The following is a 22,622-nucleotide window of genomic DNA, read 5'->3' as shown; positions in this document are numbered from 1 at the left end:
CATTTTGAGACTAATTTGCAAGTGTTTTATTCTTGTTTTAGGCTGATAGCTTCGGCTTCTTCTTTGTTGGAAGTATTCAATATACGTACTTCACGTTGTGGGAATGGAATCTCTATACCGTGAGCATTGAGTGTCTCATAGATGCATTCCATAATGATACCATCATCACCAAAATGGGTAAGTACGTTCACCCAAACCAATATTTTCAGTGTGATACAACTGTCATCGAACTGAGTCAATACTATTTTGACAGGTCGAGCAGGATCGGTAATACCTAATTTCTGAATGGCATTGATGAGAATATTCTTTGCCTCCGCAATGTTTGTGCCATATGCCACACCCACTTCCAAAACGTCAAGTTCGTATCCATGGTTCTTTGTTATGTTCTTATAGTTCTTTGTAAGGAGCTGACTGTTTTGGAAAGCAATGACACTTCCGTCGGTAGCCTCAATCATGGTAGAGGTGTAACTGATGGAACTTACCTTGCCACGGATACCATCGCACTCTATGTAATCGCCTACCTTGATACGTCCGGCCATCAATGATATACCATAATATATATTCTCCAGAATGTCTTTAGAGGCAAAACCGACACCGGTAGAAAGACCACCTGTGATGACAACCAACCATGTGTTGCTAACGTGGAAGATGCTCAAACTGATGAGCAACCATGTTCCCCACACGACAACTTGGATGACATTCTTGGCCATAACCATGCGACTGGCGGCTGTAGAAGGGTCACTCTGTTCGAAATGATGGTACAGAAAGCCTTGCGATGTATGGTTGATATACGCAAAAAGGAAGTATAAGATGATGACCAGTGCCACCGTTGAGATGCTGGCCATGAAGTTTGTGGTATGTATAAAGTCTTGTGTGAGGATGCGTTTAGTAGTATCGCTCAGATTGAAGACGTCTGCAGCCCAATAGATAGCGATCATGACTGAGAGTACACCTAGCGTTGGTAGCAAGACTGAATAGACGAGCCTAAAGAACCATGTCTTTGTAATAGGCTGCTGCATGATACCTTTTCTACGTGAATATTCTCTGAGCCATCCTGACAAACAGGTGATGGTAAGGACGCAAGTGAGCTGCATCATCCACCAAATCAATATTTGTACGCTGAACAATACATAACCTATCCATGAACTGATTACTGATAGTGAGAAGACGAGGAGCGAACAATAGGTGTAGAATACATCGCTTTTGGGAATATTGTTATTGTGTTTTCTGATGACGTACCATTGCCATAAAGTACATAAAAGCTGGATAAGTGGCAAGCTCAAGTTTACTACATCGTTCGGCATCAAAGTAATTCGGAAAGCTATCACGATAAAGCTAATAAGCATAATAGGGGAATAAATCTGGAATCCGCTTTTGATTTGATTGCCGTCGAGTCGTAAGAGTAGGGAGATAAGAATAACACCTAGCAACCACATATATTCTACCATGAGACCGCTAGCCATATAGATAAAGTTTTGGTCGACCGTAAATCGCACGACACCTAGTATGATAGCAAGTGAGATAACACTCGTTGATAGCATCACACAATTGCGCTTTTCGAGGAAAGAAGGCGTGCACAGGCGTTTCGGTATGAGGAATCTAATGACCAATATGTTGAGAGCCAAGGCGATAGCTCCATAGAAAAGGATACTGATAAACAGTCCTATCATGAACTTGGGGGCCCATTGTGAAATTGTCTTCGACTTGACAAAATACTTGGTTTCAACCGTCTCTTTGGTTTCTATCCAATTCTTTTTGAGCCTTGACAATACTTCCAAATAGTTGGTACCCGAATTGCTGAAGATACTGTTTTGTATGTCTGAATACCGTTTGTTGGCGTAGTGGTCCAGATTGCGAAGATGTTCCTCCGTCATTTTGTAATACTTAATGTATTCCGTAAACTGTTCGGAATTGTCTTTTAGGGTATGTCTGATGTTGACAGCAAGCGTCAAACATACATTACGGTCTATTTTAGAACGTTCCGAGAGGTTGACGGTGTACATGCTACTAAGACTTGTTATCAAGCTGTCGTAGCGCGAAATCTCTTGGTTTGTCTTCTTCAAGAACAATCTGAAAGGCATGACGGATTCCTTAAACGTACGGTATTGCTTGGTAGCTTCGTGGCATGCGTAAGTCAAATCGAATACATATTCAGGCTTTTGCGAATAGAGCATCAGTGCATTTTGGTTACTTTTGCCCCATGCCGTCATGATGTTGTCGCGCACTTGCTGTTGTTGTTCCTTCTGCAGGCCGGCTCTTTTTTCAAGCTCGGAGTGGTAGTTGGTCAACTCGGTGCGCAATATAGATAGCGTGTTGGCTAAATCTTTCTCTTTAAGAACAGCATGTCCATTGAGTCCAAAACACATGAAGACAGCGAGTGTCAGTACTATTTTCTTATACATAAGTTCTTGGTCATTTGATGACAAAAGTACGAATAAATTGTGGCAGTGGCTCTTTCGACAACAATTTTTTTGTGTATTTTACTTCAAACTGGGTTACTTGAGAACTTGTTTTTATGGATTTGCTATTTTGTATAGTCAATATCTCACTAAAAAAGTCCTCATCTCTGACTTAAAAGTTGAAAGACTTCATTTGCTGCAAAGGCTTGTCAACAGTACTGCCTAGTCCATTCAGCAATGCTGCAAAGCCTATACAGCATTGTTGCCATGGCTTTGCATTCTGATAGTTGACAAGTTTATAAATAGACGAGTTGGCTAGTTTGTGAGTTTATAGAGGCTTTGTATAGGTTTGAAAGAGAGTATAGAGAGTCTTTCTTTAGCTATGTGGGGTAACAAAGTATTATTGTTTGATAAAATAGTATCATTAACTGTGCTGATAGTCTAGCCTTTGGTGGATAGAGTCTTTGAATGGGTTGAATGCATAGCATCTGCTGTTATGAGGCGTAGAATCGTGTATGTAGGGAACCTGTGTTTGCAGAATAGGGAAGAGGATGATAAAGAAGTTGTTACTTGATAGTCTTTTTGGTGCTATTTAGATGATAAATTCATTTTGCAAAAATTGCAAAACATCGGGCAAGAAAGTGTCAGTTTTTTGAATTTGTTTGTTTTATCTTTGCAAATAGAAAAAAGCGAGTTGTAGAATCAACTTATAACCTAAACAAATCGTAAGTATCTAACTTGGAAAATAGAAATGAAGACCAAACTGTTTTATTTGTTGTTACTTTTGACCATCGTTCTTCCGTCTTGTGCCCAAAAGTGGGAACATTTGGCTGATACACCACAGATGGGCTGGAGCACGTGGAATAAGTTTCAGGGAAATATCAATGAAGATATTATCATGGGTATTGCCGATGTGATGGTGTCTTCCGGACTGAAAGATGCCGGTTATACCTATATTAATATAGACGACTGTTGGCATGGAAAGCGCGATGCTAATGGCTTTATACAGGTTGACTCGGCGAAATTCCCTCATGGAATGAAGTATTTGGCCGACTATGTACATTCAAAAGGCTTGAAACTTGGTATTTATTCGGATGCCGGAACAGAAACTTGTGGTGGTATGCCCGGCAGTTTGGGACATGAATATCAGGATGCTTTGCAATATGCCCGATGGGGTATCGACTATTTGAAGTATGATTGGTGTAATACTACGAATATTGATCCGCGTGGCGCTTATCAGTTGATGAGTGATGCTTTGCGGGCTGCTGGTCGTCCCATTTTGTTGAGTATGTGCGAGTGGGGAAGCAGTCGGCCTTGGAAATGGGCACGAGAAGTGGGGCATTCTTGGCGTACGACACCTGATATTTGGTGCGATTTTGATAGCTTGCGTGTATTTCCTACCTATACTCAATTTGGTGTTATGCAGTGTGTTAACTATAATGATACCTTGAGGGCTTACGCCGGTAAGGGGCATTGGAACGACCCTGATATGTTGGAAGTGGGCAATGGTATGACCGTGAATGAGGATAGGGCACATTTCACTATGTGGTGTATGATGGCTTCTCCACTAATTATCGGTAACGATATCCGGTATATGTCCGCTGACACAAAGGGCATTTTAGAGAATAAGGAATTGATAACTATAGACCAAGATAGCCTGTGTGTGCAGGGATATCACTTCAAAGACGAACAAGGAGTAGCCTTTTGGCTCAAACCATTGGCTAATGGAGATTGGGCTTTCACACTTCTGAATGTTTCTAAAAGAGCTACTAAAGTACAGTTGAATTGGTGCCGGTTGAGCGGTGTGAAAGATGATGTTTCGGGACGAACGACGGATTTTGCTGATAATATATATAAGGTACGAGACCTATGGAAACACAAGATTGTTGGCAAGACGAGCAAAAAGGATCAAGTAAGTATGGTCGTAGATGTTCCTGCAAGAGATGTGATAGCCTTTAGATTGATGAAATGAAAATGACAAGCTACTACAAAATAATAAGTCTTCTTACACTGTGTTTGCTAGGTTTTGTGCCTATGCAGGCACAGATTAGAGGCAACAATATCGTTGTGATGGTACAACCTGACCATCAAGATTGGAACTATCGTGTTGGCGAAAAAGCGGTATTTACTGTACAAGTATTGAAATCTAGTACCTTGATGGATGATGTGAAAGTTGATTTGGAAGAGGGACCTGACATGTATCCGACGGTGAAACGGACTGTAACCTTGAAGAACGGAACAACTCGTGTGAGCGGAACGATGACGCAGCCCGGTTTCTATCGTGTGAAGGCCATGGCTACGATAGCCGGTAAACAATACACTGGACTGTGCACGGCAGCCTTTTCGCCTGAGCAGGTGAAGCCTTATGCGCAATGTCCTGTAGACTTTGATAAGTTCTGGAGCAATGCTTTGGCCGATGTTAGGAAGAACGATTTGAATCCTACAAAAGTGTTGCTGCCTGAGCGGTGTACCAAAGATATGAATGTATACGAGGTGAGCTTTACCAATAATTCTTCTCGAAGTAGAATGTATGGTATCCTATCTGTGCCGGTAGCCGATGGTAAATATCCTGCTCTGTTGCGCGTACCAGGAGCCGGTGTCCGTCCTTATGGTGGTGACACCTATACAGCTCCGGGTAAATGTATTGTGCTGGAAATCGGTGTACATGGTATTCCTGTGACAATGAAACAAGAAGTTTACGACCGTCTTTTGCAAGGAGCTTTGAATAATTATTGGTCTGTAAACTTGGACGAACCGAATCAAAATTACTATAAGCGAGTGGTAACGGGGGCTGTCAGAGCTGTAGATTATATTGCTTCGTTGGCAGCTTGGGATGGTAAGACACTTGGAGTAACGGGGGCAAGTCAAGGTGGTTTCCTGTCGTTGGCGGTGGCTGCGCTGGATAAGCGTGTTACTTTCTTGGCTGCGGTACACGATGCTATGTGCGATTATGAGGCCGAACTGCACGGTGTGGCAGGCGGTTGGCCACATTACTTCTATCATAATAAAGGTGTAGATAAGAAGAAATTGGAGGGTGCAAGATATTATGATGGTGTGAACTTTGCCCGTCGTATTCAGGTTCCGGGATGGTATTCGTTCGGTTACAACGACGAGGTTGTTCCGCCGACATCATCTTATGGTCTTTATAACACCATTCACGCAGAAAAGGAATTGAGCGTATATCAACAGACTGGTCACTTTTGGTACCAAGAGCAATGGGACGAATGGCAGACTTGGTTGATTGCACATTTATTGAAAAAATAACTTGTTAGTATGAAATTTATCCATCTATCACTGTTTTGGGGCATGATGTTTATGAGTACAATAGCCTTAGGGAGCAATACTCCGGCAGAGAAATTAATCCTTCGATTGAAGAAGATTCAGAAGAAAGGGATTATGATTGGACATCAAGACGACCCTGTATATGGACGTACATGGAAGTGGGATACAGGACGTTCTGATGTGAAAGATGTCTGTGGAGACTATCCGGCTGTGATGGGATTCGACTTAGGTAAATTGGAATTAGGGCGAAAAGAAAACTTGGATGGAGTGTCTTTCGACCGGATGAGAGAGGAAATCATAGCCCAACATGCCAGAGGTGGTATTGTAACATTGAGTTGGCATCCCGATAATCCTGTGACCGAAAAGACGGCATGGGATCCTAGTGGCGATGCGGTGAAAGCTTCTTTGCCTCATGGTACACATCGTGCTAAGATGAGGGAGTGGGTTGATAAGGTTGGTAATTTTATCCTATCACTGAAAGATAAGGGAGGAAATTTAGTCCCGGTAATATTCCGTCCGTTCCATGAAATGTCGGGTGGATGGTTTTGGTGGGGCAGTAATAGCTGCACACCGGAGGAATATCAGCAGCTTTATCGAGTGCTTTACAGGCGGTTGGTAAGCATGGGATGTGACAATCTCGTATGGGCTTATTCTCCAAATGTAGGTTACGATGATTTCATGAAATATTATCCCGGTGATCAATATGTGGATTTGCTGGGTATTGATATCTATGAATTTGATAAAGACAACGCCAAGTATCAGCTGTCGGTGAAGCAATGTCTAGATGAATTGGCAGCCCTTGGGAAGCAAGAGAATAAGCTTATTGCATTCACAGAGACAGGTTGTCAAGGGCTACTTTACGCTGATTGGTTTTCCCAAACATTGTGGCCGGCTATCAAAGATTATCCTATTAGCTATGTACTTTTTTGGCGTAATGCGTGGGATAATGCCAAAGAGTGCTATATGACTAGCCCCGGCCATGCCACAGAGAAGGATTTTAAGGCCTTTTATAAGCTGAAGAAGACCTTGTTTGTAAACGATATTAAATAAAAACACATACGTAATGAAGAATTTTAAGGAGAAAGTAGAGCTTTTGAAACAGCATCATCAAGAACTTTTGAAGCGCCCGAATGTGCCGGAAGAGTGGGGGAATGGCATTTATACAAGATATAAATATCCAGTCTTGACAGCTGAACATACTCCTTTGGAGTGGCGATATGATTTCGACGAACAGACCAATCCTTATTTGATGCAACGCATTATGATGAATGCAACCATGAACAGTGGTGCTATTAAATGGAATGGAAAATACGTGTTGATGGTTCGCGTTGAGGGTGCAGACCGTAAGAGCTTCTTCGCTATTGCAGAGAGTCCGAACGGTATAGACAACTTTAAGTTTTGGCCAACTCCTGTTACGATGCCCGATGATTTGGTTCCGGCGACGAACATATACGACATGAGACTCACACAACATGAGGATGGTTGGGTGTATGGAGTGTTTTGTGCTGAACGGCACGACGATACTTGTCCGAACGATTTGAGTGCTGCTACCGCTACAGCAGCGATTGGTCGAACCAAAGATCTCATCCATTGGGAACGCTTGCCTGATTTGAAAACAAAGAGTCAACAGCGTAATGTGGTGCTTCATCCGGAATTTGTTGATGGCAAATATGCTTTTTATACACGTCCGCAAGATGGTTTTATAGATGCCGGTTCAGGCGGTGGTATCGGTTGGGCATTGGTAGATGACATTACTCATGCGGAAATCAAAGAAGAGAAAATCATCAATTTGAGACACTATCACACCATCATGGAGGTGAAGAATGGAGAAGGACCGCATCCTATAAAGACCCCACAAGGATGGTTGCATTTGGCTCATGGCGTGCGTGGATGTGCTAGTGGACTTCGCTATGTGCTCTATATGTACATGACAGCATTGGATGAACCAACACGTGTTATCGCACAACCGGGTGGTTATTTCCTTGTTCCGCAAGGTGAGGAATATATTGGTGATGTGATGAATGTGGTGTTCTCAAATGGTTGGATAGCCGACCCTGATGGCACGGTCTATATCTATTATGCCTCTTCAGATACTCGTATGCATGTGGCAGTGTCTACTATCGACAAGTTGATAGATTATTGTATGCACACGCCAGAGGATGGTTTTACCACTACACATAGCGTAGAGACCATTAAAAAGTTGATAGAAAAGAATCAAAACTTGGGTACATCGAAGTAAAAGTAGTACTTTTGGATGAACTTTAGATAATATTTGATACAATGGCAAAGAGCAAGTTGATAGAGAAGGTTGGTTATGGTTTTGGAGATATGTCTTCCAGTATGTTTTGGAAGATATTCTCCTATTATCTCCCGTTTTTTTATAGTAATATCTTCGGATTGCGTTTGGCAGATGCTGCAACCTTGATGTTGGTCACTCGAATATGGGATGCTGTCTCCGATCCTATGATGGGAATTATCGCCGACCGCACCAATACGCGATGGGGAAAGTACCGTCCTTATCTGTTATGGGTAGCCCCACTGTTCTCTATATCGGGCATCTTGCTGTTCACTACTCCAGATTGGGACTATGCTGCAAAGCTTATTTGGGCTTACGTTACCTATATTTTGATGATGACAGTCTATACTGCAATCAATGTTCCTTATGGCGCTATGTTGGGCGTATTGACTGATGATTCAAACGAGAAAACGGTGTTTTCCAGCTTCAGAATGTTCTTTGCTTATGGCGGTTCTTTTATTGCTTTGTTTGCATGGGAGCCTCTGACACGCCTCTTCGGTGGCTATGATAGCACGCAAGGATGGTTCTGGGCTATGGTTTCGATTGCCGTTGCATGTTTTATTTTGTTCTTGCTTTGCTTTGCAATCACGCGTGAACATTTGAAGACGGTGTCTAATGTGAGTATTGGTTCGGATATAAAATCGTTGCTACACAATAAGCCTTGGTGGCTGTTGATAGGTGCTGCGCTCTGCTTTAACCTGTTTAATACGGTGCGTGGGTCTACGGTTGCCTACTTCTTTAAGGATATTATAGGTGATCAAGCTGTCTTGTTGTTCTTCACTATACAGTTGGCTTTTTATGGAGGATTGTTCCTTGGAGTGGGCGAAGTGTCTAATATGCTGGGGGTATCTATTACTGTTCCTATTGCTAATTGTATCGGGAAGAAGACTACTTTCATCTTGGTAGATATGCTATTGATAGTTTTGAGCATCACCTTTTTCTTTATTCCTTGTAGTCCGACAGGTTATTGGTGGATGCTGATATTCCAAGTATTGATTTCTATTCTTACCGGCGTGATGAGTCCATTAGTATGGAGTATGTATGCCGATGTAAGTGATTATGCTGAGTTGAAGTTCAAAACAGCTTCGACAGGACTTATCTTTAGTAGTAGCTCTATGGCTCAAAAGCTTGGTGGAGCCATCGGTGGTTCGGCTGCATTATGCCTATTGGGTGGCTTTGGATATGTCACAGATCCGGCTATTCTAGCCCAAGGTAGCGTGACACAACCTGAAGTTGCGCTCAACTGTCTGCGTTATTTGATGAGTTTTATCCCTGCCGGCGTGGCATTGGTATCACTCGTTGTGGTTTACTTCTACCCTTTGACGACGGAGAAGATTGAAGATATTAATACACGATTGAAGGCTGTGCGCCGTATAGAAGACTAGAGCTATGAATGGATTTAAGCAAATCATGCAAGAAGTATTGGAGCATAATATTCTCCAATATTGGCTTGATAAGGCTGTCGATCAAGAACGTGGAGGTTTTTATGGCAGAATAGATGGGCACGATGTTTTGCATGCCGATGCCGATAAGGGAGCTGTTTTGCATGCTCGAATCTTATGGGCTTTCAGTGCAGCTTACCGTGTCTTGCAGAAGCCGGAATACTTAAAGGCTGCCATGCATGCTAAGGATTACTTGCTAGAGCACTTCGTAGATAAAGAATACGGAGGCGTATATTGGTGTGTGGATTGCAATGGTGAACCGGTAGATACAAAGAAACAGACTTACGCTATAGGCTTTGCCATCTATGGATTGAGCGAATATGCACGTGCTACCGGCGATCGACAGGCACTTGATATGGCTATTCTGTTGTATCATGACATAGAAAATCATGCTTTCGATAGCAAGAATAATGGTTATATCGAGGCTTTGACGCGTGAATGGGAACCCATTGCCGATATGCGATTGAGTGATAAAGACGAGAATGGAAGTCGTACGATGAACACGCATCTCCACATCATAGAACCTTATACGAATCTCTATCGGGTATGGAAAGATGCCGGATTGGAGCAGCGTATTCGCAATTTGCTGACCATATTTACAGGCAGAATACTCAATCATAAGACTTGGCATCTTGACTTGTTTTTTAATGATGAGTGGGAGAGCGAGCGCAATATTCAAAGCTTTGGTCATGACATTGAGGCTTCATGGTTACTTCATGAGTCTGCACTTGTTTTGGGAGATAAAGCTTTGTTGCGCACTATTGGCCCCTTGGTTCGTCGTATTGCCGATGCAGCCGATGAAGGTTTGCAGGCCGATGGTAGTATGTTGTACGAACGTTGGCTAGATTCCGGCCGTGAAGACAGGCAACGCCAATGGTGGGTTCAGTGCGAAAACATCGTCGGTCATGTGAATCTATACCAACATTTTGGTGATGAAGAGGCGCTAGGTGTGGCTGTGAGATGTTGGGCATACGTTCAAAAGAACCTCATAGACTGGAAGATTGGCGAATGGCATTGGGCGATGCTAGATGATGGAACTTTGAATTTAGAGGATGACAAGATAGGGTTATGGAAGTGTCCATACCACAATAGTCGCATGTGCTTGGAATTAATGGAGCGCATGTAGATAGTAACTCATGGTAAATATTAGATTGCTTATTTCTTGAATCCGGGAGGATGAAGGAACTACTAGAAACAAATTAACAGTAATAGAGTTGGCTAGTGGTCGCCTATATAGCTAGTTGGAGGCGACCTACTGGCAACTCTTGAAAGATTAAATGACAGATTTCTAAAAACAAAACTACACACGACTCTCACCAAAAGTGAGAGTTTTTTGTTTGAAGCCTTTGCCATTACCTTTGTTTTGGCTAATTTTGCAGTCATGAAGAGGGTTATCTTGACATTGTCTTTACTATTGTTAGTTACCATTATGGTAAAGGCTGAAATCGAGCATACGAAAACAAGCGACTTAACCACTATACCTGCACTTCAAGAATTGGGACATCAACTCTTGGAAGGGAAGCAAGGAAGCATTGTAGCTATTCGTCCTGAAACAGGAGAAATCTTGGCATTGGTTAGTAATTCTTTGGATTCCAGTAAGATCAACCGCGCCATCACGGGCATATATTCACCGGGGTCGACTATCAAGACTGCCCAAGCACTGACGCTATTGTCGGAAGAAGAGGTGACTCCTCAAACTACTTATCCTTGCAAGAAAGGCTTTTGGAAGCAGGGGACACACGTAGGTTGCCATCCTCATAGTCCTTCACTCAATCTTGTAGATGCTTTGTCTCATTCTTGTAACACATGGTTTTGCGAATCGTTTATGGATATGGTGGCTGATACGATACGCTATGAGACTTATGGACGAGCCGTGGATGTATGGAATGATTACATGCAAAGCTATGGGTTGGGGCATACATTAGGAGTCGATGTACATGGAGAAGCCGGTGGGTTGATACCTAATGCCGAATTCTTAACGAAACGCTATGGCAAGAAATGGAACGAACGTCAAGTGCTATATTTCGGTATGGGGCAGGGACTTATACTTGTTACACCTCTCCAACTTTGCAATTTGGCGGTGACTATAGCTAATCGAGGCCATTATTTCACGCCTTACCTACATCGCAGTTCGGTGAAGGCTGACCCTGTAAAATATTATACTCCACATGTAACCATGGCTACACAGGCAGCTTATCGGACTGTGATTACGGGTATGAGAATGGCCGTGATGCATGGTACCTGTAAAAGTATGAACACCAAAGCGTATGCCATTTGCGGTAAGACGGGGACGGTAGAGAATGCTGGTGAAGACCATTCGGTATTCATAGGCTTTGCTCCTGCGACTCAGCCTAAGATTGCAATCTGTGTGTTTATAGAGCATGGAGGGATGGGAGCAGACGTCGCTGTGCCCATAGCTTCAGCCATGATCAAGAAGTATATGGGCAAATAATTGTGTTTAGTATTTCTATATTATCTCCCATCTTTGCCCACTTGTCTACTCGTTTACTTGTTAACTTCTAGATGTTCTTGTCTACTTGTCAACCTGTTTACTTGTTAACTAAATTACTGCACCGGTTTCGCAGCATTGCTGTATAGGCTTTTCAGCATTACTGCATGGGCTAGACAGTAATGTTGCCTAGGCTTTGCAGTTTGATGATAAACGTGCAAACAAGTTGGTAAGGAGTCTAGATTTGGGGCTGAAATGGAAGCTATGAAGCGCTCGACGTGTTCATTAAGACTAGGTATCTAACCCCTCTTTTTTGCTATCTCGACATGACTTTTTGTTTGAATTTATGATTTTTTGTGTTAATATAGCGTAATTGTAGGCTAAAACTTAGTACCTTTGGGCTCGCTTTGGAAGCATCATATAATAACGTTATAAATTCTTTATGTATTTTACTTTATTTGTTACCGTTTTGATAACGGCTGTAGTTTTGGTGGTGGCAGCATACGTCATAGCCAAGCTTATCGGTCCGCGTTCGTACAATCCGGTCAAAGGTGAAGCATTTGAGTGTGGTATTCCGACCCGTGGGTCGTCGTGGTTGCCAAACCATATTGGGTACTATCTCTTTGCAATCCTTTTCTTGGTGTTCGACATTGAGACCGTGTTCCTATATCCTTGGGCAGTTGTTGTAAAACAGTTTGGACCGATGGCTCTTGTTAGCATCGGCTTCTTCCTTGTAGTACTAGTGTTTGGCTTGGCTTATGCTTGGCGGAAAGGAGCGTTGGAATGGAAGTAAGAAAAAGAGCATCTATCAAGAGTTTTCCTTACGATGACTTTAAGGACAATGACTCACTAGAGCGTATTGCTGAAGAACTGAACGAAGGTGGAGCCAACGTAGTGTTGGGTTCGCTCGACGCAGCCATCAACTGGGGACGCTCAAACTCACCTTGGTCGTTAACCTTTGGTACCTCTTGCTGTGGTATCGAGTTCATGTCTATCGGTTGTTCTCGTTACGATATGGCTCGTTTCGGATGGGAGGTTACACGTAACTCGCCCCGTCAAGCCGACCTAATCATGTGTGCCGGAACGATTACCAACAAGATGGCTCCGGTGTTCAAGCGTCTTTATGACGAGATGGCAGAACCTAAGTATGTGGTAGCTGTGGGGGGATGTACCATCAGTGGTGGTCCGTTTAAGAAGAGCTATAGTGTGGTTCGCGGTATAGACGAGCTGGTGCCAGTGGATGTATACATCCCCGGTTGCCCTCCACGTCCCGAAGCTATCATCTATGGCATGATGCAGTTGCAGCGTAAGATTAAAGTAGAGAAATTCTTTGGTGGTGCTAACCACAAGATGAACAGCGAAGAGAAAGCTGAGAGTTTGAAGCTTGGTGGACTTCGTGGTTTGAGTAATGAGAATTTCAGTGCCGACAAGTTGGGCAACAATCGTCCTATCATTGTGACGGAAACGCCTGCTCAGGAGAAAATAGAAGAATTAGGCAAGGAACTTGATACATTGGAGCAGAATGCTGTAAAGGCAGAAAATACCCCTGTAACTCCTGCTACTCCCGCAGCTCCTGCAACTGAGTCGCCTTCTACTGAAACTAATAATAAATAAGGTAAGCGAGCAATATGAAATTAGAAAATAAAGAAATTGGCTTCGATAGTTTCCTTGCGGAGATGACGAAACTGAAAGATGAAAAACATTTCGATTACCTCGTTACAATCATAGGTGAAGATTTTGGAGGCGAAGGAGGACTTGGCTGTATCTATATTTTGGAGAATACAGAGAGTCATGAACGCATCAGTGTAAAGCAGTTGGCAAAGCAAGTGGGTGAGGAGTATGTCATTCCTTCGCTCTATCATGTATGGGCCAGCAGCGATTTGTTGGAGCGTGAGGTCTTCGATTTCCTTGGTATCAAGTTCTTGGGACATCCGGATATGCGTCGCCTTTTCTTGCGCAACGATTTCCAAGGGTATCCTCTCCGTAAGGATTTTGATATGAGTCCGGATGCTAACCAGTTCCCTATGACCGACGAGCCTGAATCTGACTGGACTTCAGAATGGAATTTAAATGCCAATGGTGAATTGGTTGAGACCAAGCATCGTCTTTTTGATGAGAACGATTTCGTGATGAACTTTGGTCCTAACCACCCTTCTACGCATGGTGTGCTTCGTTTGCAGACGGTCGTAGATGGTGAGACTATCAAGCATGTTTATCCACATTTGGGATATATCCATCGTGGTATTGAGAAGATGATGGAGGATATGACCTATCCACAAACACTTGCATTAACCGATCGTCTTAACTATCTGTGTGCTATGCATCATCGTCATGCCTTGGTTGGCGTGATAGAAGAAGCTATGGGTATAGAATTGAGCGACCGTATACTGTACATCCGTACCATCATGGACGAGTTGCAGCGTATCGATAACCACTTGTTGTTCCTCGGTACATGTGCACAAGACTTGAGTGCGTTGACAGCATTCCTTTATTGTATGCGCGACCGTGAACAGGTGCTTAATGTGATGGAAGAGACCACTGGTGGACGCCTGATACAGAACTATTATAGAATAGGTGGATTACAAGCCGATATCGATCCGAACTTCGTTGAGAATACGAAGAAGTTGTGTAAGTATCTCCGTCCGATGATTCAAGAGTATCTTGACGTATTCGGGGATAATGTGATTACACATCAACGTTTGGAAGGTGTGGGCGTTATGGATATGCCTAATTGTATTAATTATGGTGTGACGGGTCCTGCCGGTAGAGCTTCGGGCTGGCACAACGATGTGCGTAAGAACCATCCATATGCTTTGTATGACAAGGTGAAGTGGAACGATATCGTTGCTACTAATGGCGACTCTATGGATCGATATATGATTCATATTCAAGAACTCTATCAGAGTTTGGACATCATCGAACAGTTGATAGACAACATACCTGAGGGAGAATACTATATCAAACAAAAGCCGGTAATCAAGGTTCCGGAAGGTCAATGGTTCTTCTCTGTTGAAGGTGGAGCCGGCGAATTCGGTGTTTATCTTGATAGCCGTGGCGATAAAAGTCCGTATAGAGTGAAGATGCGTCCGATGGGATTGAATATTGTAGGCGCTTTCGACAAGATGTTGAAGGGGCAGAAGATAGCCGATCTCGTGGCAACGGGTGCTGCTGTCGACTTCGTTATTCCCGATTTGGACAGATAATACTAATTTCAAAGAATGATAGAATAAAAACAACGAATAATTATGTTTGATTTTAGTATAGTTACAACATGGTTTGACAATCTTCTCCGCCAGACTCTTGGTCTAGGAGATTTCTTGTCTATATTGATAGAATGTGTGATCGTCGGTGTATTGATATTGACAGCATATGCCGTCATTGCCATTATACTTATATTTATGGAACGCAAGGTTTGTGCATACTTCCAATGCCGTATCGGGCCGGTTCGTGTAGGTCCGTGGGGTATATTCCAAGTATTTGCTGACGTTGTGAAGATGTTGATAAAGGAAATTTTCATCATTGATAAGGCTGATAAGCTTCTTTATTGCATAGCTCCGTTCCTCGTTATTATTGCTTCGGTGACGACTTTCTCGTTCCTCCCTTGGAATAATGGTGCAGTCATTCTTGACTTCAATGTCGGCATATTCTTGCTTACCGCCGTTTCTTCAATAGGCGTGTTGGGTATCTTTATAGCCGGTTGGGGTAGTAATAATAAGTACTCTGTAGTCTCTGCTATGCGTGGAGCTGTTCAGATGATTTCCTATGAAATATCGTTAGGACTATGCTTGATAGCAGCAGTTGCACTTACCGGAACGATGCAAATCAGCGGTATTGTGGCAGAACAGACTGGTCCTTGGAACTGGCTTATCATCAAAGGACATATCCCAGCCATCATTGCTTTCTTGGTATTCTTGATTGCCGGCAATGCGGAAGCAAACCGTGGCCCGTTCGACTTGGCTGAGGCTGAGAGCGAGTTGACTGCCGGTTATCATACTGAGTATTCAGGTATGGGATTTGGTTTCTACTATTTGGCAGAATATTTGAATCTGTTTGTTATCTCAGGTGTTGCTGCAACAGTCTTCTTAGGCGGTTGGGCACCCCTGAATATCGGCATTGAAGGTTTCGATAATTTGATGAATTTGATTCCCGGATTCGTGTGGTTCTTCGGTAAGACATTCGTAGTCGTATGGCTATTGATGTGGATTCGTTGGACATTCCCACGTCTGCGTGTCGACCAAATATTGAAGCTTGAATGGAAATATCTCATGCCATTGTCATTGCTCAATCTCGTATTAATGACTTTATGTGTAGCATTTGGCTTGGTAGGTTAAATAAATAAGGTATAGAAATGGCAAATAATGAAAAATCATATTTCTGGGGTATTGCCGATGGATTAAAGACTTTGGTTACCGGTTTGAGGGTAACTTTGAAAGAATACTTTATTCCTAAGACGACAGAGCAGTATCCTGAGAACCGCAAGACGACACTGCACGTGAGCCCACGCCATCGTGGTCGCTTGGTGTTTAAGCGCGATGAGAATCAAGCTTATAAGTGTGTTGCTTGCTTGATGTGTGAGAAAGCTTGTCCGAATGATACTATTAAGATCACTTCTGAAATGGTGACCAATGAGGAAACCGGTAGAAAGAAGCGTCAATTGATAGACTATCAGTACGATCTTGGAGACTGTATGTTCTGCGAGCTTTGCGTCAATGCTTGTAATTTTGATGCTATCGAGTTTACCAATGACTTTGAAAACAGTGTTTTCGACCGTGATAAACTCGTGTTGCATCTAGATAAAGAAGTATATAAGGGTGGCAGTCTGCCTCAATTGATTGATGGTGGTGCTCCATTCGAAATAGGTAAGTTCAATACTAAAACAAAATAGGTAAGTAACGAATATGGCAAATTTAGTTGTATTTTGCATCCTAGCTGTAGTCATCATTTGCTCAGCTGTGATGTGTGTAATGACAAAAAGAATTATGCGAGTTGCTACTTTCCTGTTGTTCGTGTTGTTCGGTGTTGCAGGCATATATTTCCTGCTTGACTATACATTCTTGGGTGCTGCGCAGATTTCTATCTATGCCGGTGGTATCACGATGATGTATATCTTCGCTATCCAGTTGGTATCGAAGCAGGCCCTGCAAGGTTTGGTAGAACGTTTTAAAGGTAGCCGTGTGCTGAGTGGAGTATTGGTTTCGCTCATCGGTTTGGCTACTGTAGCAGTGATTCTTCTCAAGAATGAGTTTATTAATGCAGCTACTCAAGTAGCAGATACTGAAGTTCCAATGGCACAGATTGGTAATAGTTTGCTTGGAGCAGATAAGTTCCAATATGTATTACCATTTGAGTTTATCTCTGTGTTCTTGCTGGCTTGTATTATTGGTGGAATTATGATAGCACGAAAGGAGGAAAACAAATGATACCCGTATCGGCTTATTTTATCTTGAGCACATTGTTGTTCTTCATTGGAGTATTTGGTTTTGTTACCCGTCGCAACTTGGTTGCTATGCTCATTTCCGTCGAGTTGGTACTGAATGCGGTGGATATTAACTTCGCAGTATTCAATCGTATCTTGTTCCCCGGACAGTTGGAAGGCTTTTTCTTTACGCTGTTTTCCATCGGTGTGAGTGCTGCTGAGTCAGCCGTTGCTTTGGCAATAATCATCAATGTTTACCGTAATTACAAGAGTGATCAGGTGAACAGTATTGAAAATATGAAATTCTAAAAAGACAATGGAATATAGTTATTCATTTTTAATACTTCTTCTCCCATTCCTAAGCTTCTTGCTTCTTGGACTTGCGGGAATGAAGATGAAAGAGAAGGTTGCCGGTTTGATAGGTACCTGTATGATGGGCTTGGTGTTTGCTATGTCTTGTTTTACGGCATACGAATACTTCTTCGCGGTAGGTCGCGAGGCTGCTACAGGTCTTTATCCTACTGTAACCGTCTTTAATTTGACTTGGTTGAAGTTTACAGAACTATTGACTTTTAACATTGGTTTCCGCTTGTCGCCAATCAGTGTGATGATGTTGATAGTGATTACTACAGTCAGTTTTATGGTTCATATCTACTCTTTCGGCTACATGGCAGAAAGAGATGAGCATTACGAAAAGGAAGGTTACGAGAAAGGTTTCCAACGTTTCTATGCCTATTTGAGCCTCTTTACCATGTCTATGTTGGGGTTGGTAGTAGCTACAAACATCTTCCAGATGTATATGTTCTGGGAGTTGGTGGGTGTATGTTCTTACCTTTTGATTGGTTTCTACTATCCCAAACACGAGGCAGTGCACGCTAGTAAGAAGGCATTTATTGTAACACGTTTTGCCGATTTGTTCTTCCTTATCGGTATCTTGTTCTTCAGTTACTATGTTGGAACATTCAATTACGACCTTCATGCTAATCCCGAATTAGGTTCAAAGTTATCTCAGGTAGCCGTAGAGTATAGTTGGGTATTGCCTTGGGCTTTGTTCTTGATGTTTATCGGTGGTGCCGGTAAGAGTGCCATGTTCCCATTACATATTTGGCTTCCGGATGCTATGGAGGGTCCAACTCCTGTATCTGCGTTGATTCATGCAGCTACCATGGTGGTTGCCGGTGTCTATCAAGTTGCAAGTATGTTCCCCATTTACGTTCAGTTTGGGGCTATAGAGCAACTTCATTGGATAGCATATATCGCAGCTTTTACAGCATTCTATGCTGCAGCTGTTGCATGTTGCCAACGGGATATTAAGCGTGGTTTGGCTTTCTCTACGATTTCCCAGATTGCTTATATGCTTGTAGCTTTAGGTGTTTGTACAGCTTTGGACAACCATGAAGGTGGCTTGGGTTATATGGCCGGTATGTTCCACTTGTTTACTCATGCCATGTTTAAGGCGTTACTCTTCCTTTGTTCAGGTGCTATCATTGTGATTATTGGCAGCAACTTCAAAGAGTATATGGGAGGTTTGCACAAGTATATGCCTATTACAAATGCTTGTTTCTTGATCGGATGCTTGGCTATCAGCGGTATTCCACCATTTGCCGGCTTCTTCTCTAAGGATGAAATCATTACGGCTTGTATGCAATTCAGTCCTTGGATGGGCTACTTTATGACGTTGGTAGCCGGTATGACTGCGTTCTATATGTTCCGTTTATACTATGTTATATTCTGGGGACAGAGCTATTATGAACTAGATCCCGAGCATCGTCGCCGTCCTCAGGAGGTTCCGGCGGTTATGTGGATTCCATTGGTATTCCTTGCAGTGGTTTCATGTGTAGCCGGCTTGATTCCATTTGGGCATTTCGTGTCAGCTACAGGAGAGAGTTATGACATCCATATCAATATGCAGGTGGCAGCTACAAGCATTGTTGTTGCATTGCTAGGAATTGGTTTGGCTACTTATATGTATGCTCCTAAGAAGCAACCTTTGGCAGATATGCTGGCTAAGAAGTTGCCTACACTCCATAAGGCAGCTCTCAACCGTTTCTATATAGATGATGCTTGGCAGTTTGTTACCCATAAAGTCATCTTCAACTGTATCTCTAAACCTATTGCTTGGTTCGACCGTCAAGTCATTGATGGTACATTCAACTTCATGGCTTGGGGTGCTCAAGAGGCTGGAGAGACTATTCGTCCGTGGCAGAGTGGCGATGTACGCCAGTATGCTATTTGGTTCTTGACGGGTAGTGTAGCGCTTACGTTGATCTTACTTTGCATTCTTTAATTTGAAAAGATAGAAAGATGAGTATATTAACTTTATTCGTAGTTATTCCCGTACTGATGTTGTTGGGTCTTTGGATTGCCCGCAATGATAATCAAGTACGTGGTGTGATGGTAGCAGGTGCGTCAGCTATTCTTGTATTAGCGGTTTGGCTTACTGTTACTTTTGTTCAGATGCGTCATGCAGGCAATACCGATGCAATGCTCTTTACGGCTAGTATCCCTTGGTTTAAGCCTTTGAATATAGCTTATAGTGTGGGTGTTGATGGAATCTCCGTAGTGATGATACTCTTGAGTGCCATCATTGTTTGGACCGGAACATTTGCTTCTTGGCGTATGCAACCCATGATGAAAGAGTATTTCTTGTGGTTTACTCTGTTGAGTATCGGTGTGTTTGGCTTCTTCATCTCTACCGATATGTTCACCATGTTCATGTTCTATGAGGTGGCCTTGATTCCTATGTACCTCTTGATTGGTGTGTGGGGAACAGGTCCAAAGGAGTATGCTGCCATGAAGCTTACTCTGATGTTGATGGGTGGTTCGGCTTTGTTGATTATCGGTATCCTCGGTATTTATTACTTTAGTGGTGCAACAACCATGGAGGTAACGCAGATAGCAGCTCTGCACAATATCCCTGTTGAGGTTCAGAAAGTATTCTTCCCATTCATTTTTATCGGCTTTGGAGTGCTTGGAGCCATGTTCCCATTCCACACATGGAGCCCCGACGGTCACGCCAGTGCGCCTTCAGCTGTATCTATGTTGCACGCCGGTGTGTTGATGAAACTTGGTGGTTACGGATGTTTCCGTATTGCTATGTACTTGCTACCTGAGGCTGCTCAGGAGTTATCATGGATATTCTTGATTCTCACAACCTGCTCTGTTGTCTATGGTGCGCTCTCTGCTTGTGTACAGACCGACTTGAAGTATATCAACGCATATTCTTCTGTGTCTCACTGTGGACTTGTATTATTCGCTCTATTGATGATGACTCAGACTGCTTGTACAGGTGCTATTCTCCAAATGTTATCCCACGGTTTGATGACAGCATTGTTCTTTGCCGTTATCGGTATGATTTACCACCGTGCCGGAACACGTGATGTACGTTACCTAGGTGGTTTGATGAAAGTTATCCCATTCCTTTCAGTGGCTTATGTCATTGCCGGTTTGGCCAACTTAGGTCTGCCCGGTTTCTCTGGATTCGTTGCCGAAATGACCATCTTTGTAGGCTCTTTCCAGAATGCTGACATGTTCCGTCGCGTATGCACCATCATTGCTTGTACGTCTATTGTGATTACAGCAGTCTACATTCTGCGTGTTGTTGGTAAGATTCTTTATCAGAAAGTGCCCAACCCAGAGTTCGAGAAATTGCACGATGCCTCTTGGGATGAGCGTGTAGCTGTTATTGGTTTGATTGCCTGTGTTGCAGGATTAGGTATGTTCCCACTTTGGGTCGGCAATACCATTTCAGATGCAGTGGGTACAATTCTTCAGAACATTATCGGATAATCTAGAATTAATAAAGAGATGAATTATAGTCAATTTTTAAATATGATTCCAGAGGTTACGTTGACAGTAGCCTTGGTTATTACTTTTATTGCCGATTTCTGGAGTGCAAGTTCCACAGACCGTAAGTGGTTCAATCCGTTGGTATGTGTACTGTTGTTGGCTCATTTGTTATTCAATATCGGTCCTACAGAAGCTACGACAGCTTTTGGTGGCATGTATTACACGAATACTTCTATCGGCATTATCAAGACTATTTTGGCCTTTGGTACATTGATTGTACTTATTCAGTCAAAGGAATGGATGAGCCGTCCTGACACATCTTTCAAAGAAGGCGAGTTCTATGTATTGGTGCTTTCAACATTGTTGGGTATGAATATGATGGTAAGTGCCAACCATTTCCTTTTGTTCTTCCTTGGATTAGAGATGGCTTCAGTGCCTATGGCTTGTCTTGTTGCACTTGATAAATATCGCCACGACTCTGCCGAAGCAGGTGCTAAGTTCATTCTGACAGCAACTTTCTCCAGTGGTGTGATGTTGTATGGTATCTCATTCCTCTATGGTGCTGTCGGTACATTGTACTTTGACGATGTAGCAACAAGAATTACAGCTACTCCGTTGACCATTATGGGATTAGTATTCTTCTTCAGTGGACTTGGTTTTAAGATTAGTCTTGTGCCTTTCCACTTTTGGACTGCCGACACTTATCAGGGTGCGCCAACCACCGTTACAGGCTATCTTTCTGTCGTAAGTAAAGGTGCTGCTGCGTTTACATTGTGCGCTATCTTGATGAAAGTGTTTGCTCCTATGGCGGAATATTGGCAGTATTTGCTCTATATAGTTGTGGTATTGTCTATTACCATCGCCAACTTGTTTGCACTTCGTCAGAGCAATTTGAAGCGTTTCATGGCGTTTAGCTCTATCTCACAGGCCGGTTATATCGTGCTGGCCATCGTGGGTAACTCTGCATTGAGCGTGGCTACACTCAGCTTCTATGTTTTGATTTACGTGGTAGCTAATATGAGTGTATTCACTATTATCAGCACTATCGAAGAGCATAACAACGGAACTGTAGAGATGGATAGCTACAATGGTCTTTACAAGACCAACCCCAAGTTGGCTTTCTTGATGACTTTGGCTTTGTTCTCGCTTGGTGGTATTCCTCCATTTGCGGGTATGTTCAGTAAGTTCTTTGTCTTTATGGCAGCCGTTAAGGGTATGAGTATTGACACTACTGTTGGTACTTGGGCTTACATTGTATTGTTCATAGCTTTGATTAATACCGTAGTGTCGTTGTACTACTATCTGCTTATTGTCAAGGCCATGTTCATTCGTCACAACGATACACCGTTGCCAACATTCCAAAGCAATCTCAATACCAAGTTGGCATTGGCTCTTTGTACGCTTGGTATTGTTGCTTTCGGCGTTTGCTCATTTGTCTTCGATTGGATTGATATGGCATCTAAAGCCATGTAAAATTCCTTCTTCATATTTAAAAAGCGTTTAGGTCGTCTGACTTAAACGCTTTTTTATTTGCTATGTATACTACTCG

Annotated in this window: 18 protein-coding genes; 17 read left to right on the top strand and 1 reads right to left on the bottom strand. The window is 42.8% G+C overall.

The genetic code is table 11. The features are described 5' to 3' along the window. Window positions 1-26: 26 nt before the first annotated feature. Complete coding sequence (locus HMPREF0671_RS04525) at window positions 27-2,402, bottom strand: mechanosensitive ion channel family protein (RefSeq protein ID WP_036897182.1); 2,376 nt, start codon at window positions 2,400-2,402, stop codon at window positions 27-29. 748 nt (window positions 2,403-3,150) lie between these two features. Here HMPREF0671_RS04525 and HMPREF0671_RS04520 point away from each other — a divergent pair. The 17 genes from HMPREF0671_RS04520 to HMPREF0671_RS04440 all read left to right on the top strand — a co-directional run bounded on the left by HMPREF0671_RS04520 (window position 3,151) and on the right by HMPREF0671_RS04440 (window position 22,546). Next, complete coding sequence (locus tag HMPREF0671_RS04520) at window positions 3,151-4,371, top strand: glycoside hydrolase family 27 protein (protein ID WP_036897179.1); 1,221 nt, start codon at window positions 3,151-3,153, stop codon at window positions 4,369-4,371. 2 nt (window positions 4,372-4,373) lie between these two features. Continuing rightward, window positions 4,374-5,663: an acetylxylan esterase gene (locus HMPREF0671_RS04515; protein WP_052052839.1), complete on the top strand. Its 1,290-nt coding sequence runs from the start codon at window positions 4,374-4,376 to the stop codon at window positions 5,661-5,663. 9 nt (window positions 5,664-5,672) lie between these two features. Then, window positions 5,673-6,731 (top strand): glycoside hydrolase family 26 protein, encoded by a 1,059-nt coding sequence (locus HMPREF0671_RS04510; protein ID WP_036897176.1) that lies wholly within the window; start codon window positions 5,673-5,675, stop codon window positions 6,729-6,731. Between the two features lie 13 nt (window positions 6,732-6,744). Beyond that, the gene (locus HMPREF0671_RS04505; protein WP_036897173.1) at window positions 6,745-7,920 is read left to right on the top strand and encodes a glycosidase; all 1,176 of its coding nucleotides are present in this window, start codon (window positions 6,745-6,747) and stop codon (window positions 7,918-7,920) included. Window positions 7,921-7,961: 41 nt separating this feature from the next. Then, window positions 7,962-9,362, top strand: coding sequence for an MFS transporter (locus tag HMPREF0671_RS04500; RefSeq protein ID WP_036897170.1), 1,401 nt, complete (start codon window positions 7,962-7,964; stop codon window positions 9,360-9,362). A 4-nt stretch (window positions 9,363-9,366) separates the two neighbouring features. After that, window positions 9,367-10,545, top strand: a complete 1,179-nt coding sequence (locus HMPREF0671_RS04495; protein WP_036897167.1) for an AGE family epimerase/isomerase — start codon at window positions 9,367-9,369, stop codon at window positions 10,543-10,545. Window positions 10,546-10,800: 255 nt separating this feature from the next. Beyond that, window positions 10,801-11,871 carry a penicillin-binding transpeptidase domain-containing protein gene (locus HMPREF0671_RS04490; RefSeq protein ID WP_052052834.1) on the top strand — a complete coding sequence of 357 codons (1,071 nt, stop codon included), beginning with the start codon at window positions 10,801-10,803 and terminating at the stop codon, window positions 11,869-11,871. A 439-nt stretch (window positions 11,872-12,310) separates the two neighbouring features. Further along, window positions 12,311-12,661 carry an NADH-quinone oxidoreductase subunit A gene (locus tag HMPREF0671_RS04485; RefSeq protein ID WP_036897165.1) on the top strand — a complete coding sequence of 117 codons (351 nt, stop codon included), beginning with the start codon at window positions 12,311-12,313 and terminating at the stop codon, window positions 12,659-12,661. After that, window positions 12,652-13,482, top strand: coding sequence for an NADH-quinone oxidoreductase subunit B (locus tag HMPREF0671_RS04480; RefSeq protein WP_036897163.1), 831 nt, complete (start codon window positions 12,652-12,654; stop codon window positions 13,480-13,482). Before HMPREF0671_RS04485 ends, HMPREF0671_RS04480 begins: the two co-directional genes overlap by 10 nt. A gap of 14 nt (window positions 13,483-13,496) precedes the next feature. Then, window positions 13,497-15,071: an NADH-quinone oxidoreductase subunit D gene (locus tag HMPREF0671_RS04475; protein ID WP_036897161.1), complete on the top strand. Its 1,575-nt coding sequence runs from the start codon at window positions 13,497-13,499 to the stop codon at window positions 15,069-15,071. Between the two features lie 42 nt (window positions 15,072-15,113). Then, window positions 15,114-16,199 (top strand): NADH-quinone oxidoreductase subunit NuoH, encoded by a 1,086-nt coding sequence (nuoH, locus tag HMPREF0671_RS04470; RefSeq protein ID WP_036897158.1) that lies wholly within the window; start codon window positions 15,114-15,116, stop codon window positions 16,197-16,199. Between the two features lie 17 nt (window positions 16,200-16,216). Continuing rightward, window positions 16,217-16,753 (top strand): NADH-quinone oxidoreductase subunit I, encoded by a 537-nt coding sequence (locus tag HMPREF0671_RS04465; RefSeq protein ID WP_036897156.1) that lies wholly within the window; start codon window positions 16,217-16,219, stop codon window positions 16,751-16,753. A gap of 13 nt (window positions 16,754-16,766) precedes the next feature. After that, complete coding sequence (locus HMPREF0671_RS04460; protein ID WP_036897154.1) at window positions 16,767-17,288, top strand: NADH-quinone oxidoreductase subunit J; 522 nt, start codon at window positions 16,767-16,769, stop codon at window positions 17,286-17,288. Then, window positions 17,285-17,593, top strand: coding sequence for an NADH-quinone oxidoreductase subunit NuoK (gene nuoK, locus HMPREF0671_RS04455; protein WP_036897151.1), 309 nt, complete (start codon window positions 17,285-17,287; stop codon window positions 17,591-17,593). Before HMPREF0671_RS04460 ends, nuoK begins: the two co-directional genes overlap by 4 nt. Window positions 17,594-17,600: 7 nt before the next feature. Beyond that, a complete protein-coding gene (gene nuoL / locus HMPREF0671_RS04450) occupies window positions 17,601-19,571 on the top strand; it encodes an NADH-quinone oxidoreductase subunit L (RefSeq protein WP_036897148.1) in 1,971 nt (656 codons plus the stop codon). A 17-nt stretch (window positions 19,572-19,588) separates the two neighbouring features. Further along, the gene (locus tag HMPREF0671_RS04445; protein WP_036897147.1) at window positions 19,589-21,073 is read left to right on the top strand and encodes a NuoM family protein; all 1,485 of its coding nucleotides are present in this window, start codon (window positions 19,589-19,591) and stop codon (window positions 21,071-21,073) included. 18 nt (window positions 21,074-21,091) lie between these two features. Beyond that, window positions 21,092-22,546 carry an NADH-quinone oxidoreductase subunit N gene (locus HMPREF0671_RS04440; RefSeq protein WP_036897144.1) on the top strand — a complete coding sequence of 485 codons (1,455 nt, stop codon included), beginning with the start codon at window positions 21,092-21,094 and terminating at the stop codon, window positions 22,544-22,546. Window positions 22,547-22,622: the final 76 nt, after the last annotated feature.

It is taken from the genome of Prevotella sp. S7 MS 2 (assembly GCF_000762865.1).
In the GTDB taxonomy this organism is placed as follows: domain Bacteria; phylum Bacteroidota; class Bacteroidia; order Bacteroidales; family Bacteroidaceae; genus Prevotella.
Note: the sequence above shows the minus strand (reverse complement) of the source record. Positions and strands in the feature narration are given on the sequence as shown.

Coding starts and splice junctions, on each gene's coding strand:
- HMPREF0671_RS04500 (WP_036897170.1), top strand. CDS start 7,962: ATGGCAAAGAGCAAGTTGATAGAGAAGGTTGGTTATGGTTTTGGAGAT.
- nuoL (WP_036897148.1), top strand. CDS start 17,601: ATGGAATATAGTTATTCATTTTTAATACTTCTTCTCCCATTCCTAAGC.
- HMPREF0671_RS04465 (WP_036897156.1), top strand. CDS start 16,217: ATGGCAAATAATGAAAAATCATATTTCTGGGGTATTGCCGATGGATTA.
- nuoH (WP_036897158.1), top strand. CDS start 15,114: ATGTTTGATTTTAGTATAGTTACAACATGGTTTGACAATCTTCTCCGC.
- HMPREF0671_RS04520 (WP_036897179.1), top strand. CDS start 3,151: ATGAAGACCAAACTGTTTTATTTGTTGTTACTTTTGACCATCGTTCTT.
- HMPREF0671_RS04525 (WP_036897182.1), bottom strand. CDS start 2,402: ATGTATAAGAAAATAGTACTGACACTCGCTGTCTTCATGTGTTTTGGA.
- HMPREF0671_RS04460 (WP_036897154.1), top strand. CDS start 16,767: ATGGCAAATTTAGTTGTATTTTGCATCCTAGCTGTAGTCATCATTTGC.
- HMPREF0671_RS04475 (WP_036897161.1), top strand. CDS start 13,497: ATGAAATTAGAAAATAAAGAAATTGGCTTCGATAGTTTCCTTGCGGAG.
- HMPREF0671_RS04485 (WP_036897165.1), top strand. CDS start 12,311: ATGTATTTTACTTTATTTGTTACCGTTTTGATAACGGCTGTAGTTTTG.
- HMPREF0671_RS04495 (WP_036897167.1), top strand. CDS start 9,367: ATGAATGGATTTAAGCAAATCATGCAAGAAGTATTGGAGCATAATATT.
- HMPREF0671_RS04505 (WP_036897173.1), top strand. CDS start 6,745: ATGAAGAATTTTAAGGAGAAAGTAGAGCTTTTGAAACAGCATCATCAA.
- nuoK (WP_036897151.1), top strand. CDS start 17,285: ATGATACCCGTATCGGCTTATTTTATCTTGAGCACATTGTTGTTCTTC.
- HMPREF0671_RS04480 (WP_036897163.1), top strand. CDS start 12,652: ATGGAAGTAAGAAAAAGAGCATCTATCAAGAGTTTTCCTTACGATGAC.
- HMPREF0671_RS04510 (WP_036897176.1), top strand. CDS start 5,673: ATGAAATTTATCCATCTATCACTGTTTTGGGGCATGATGTTTATGAGT.
- HMPREF0671_RS04445 (WP_036897147.1), top strand. CDS start 19,589: ATGAGTATATTAACTTTATTCGTAGTTATTCCCGTACTGATGTTGTTG.
- HMPREF0671_RS04515 (WP_052052839.1), top strand. CDS start 4,374: ATGACAAGCTACTACAAAATAATAAGTCTTCTTACACTGTGTTTGCTA.
- HMPREF0671_RS04440 (WP_036897144.1), top strand. CDS start 21,092: ATGAATTATAGTCAATTTTTAAATATGATTCCAGAGGTTACGTTGACA.
- HMPREF0671_RS04490 (WP_052052834.1), top strand. CDS start 10,801: ATGAAGAGGGTTATCTTGACATTGTCTTTACTATTGTTAGTTACCATT.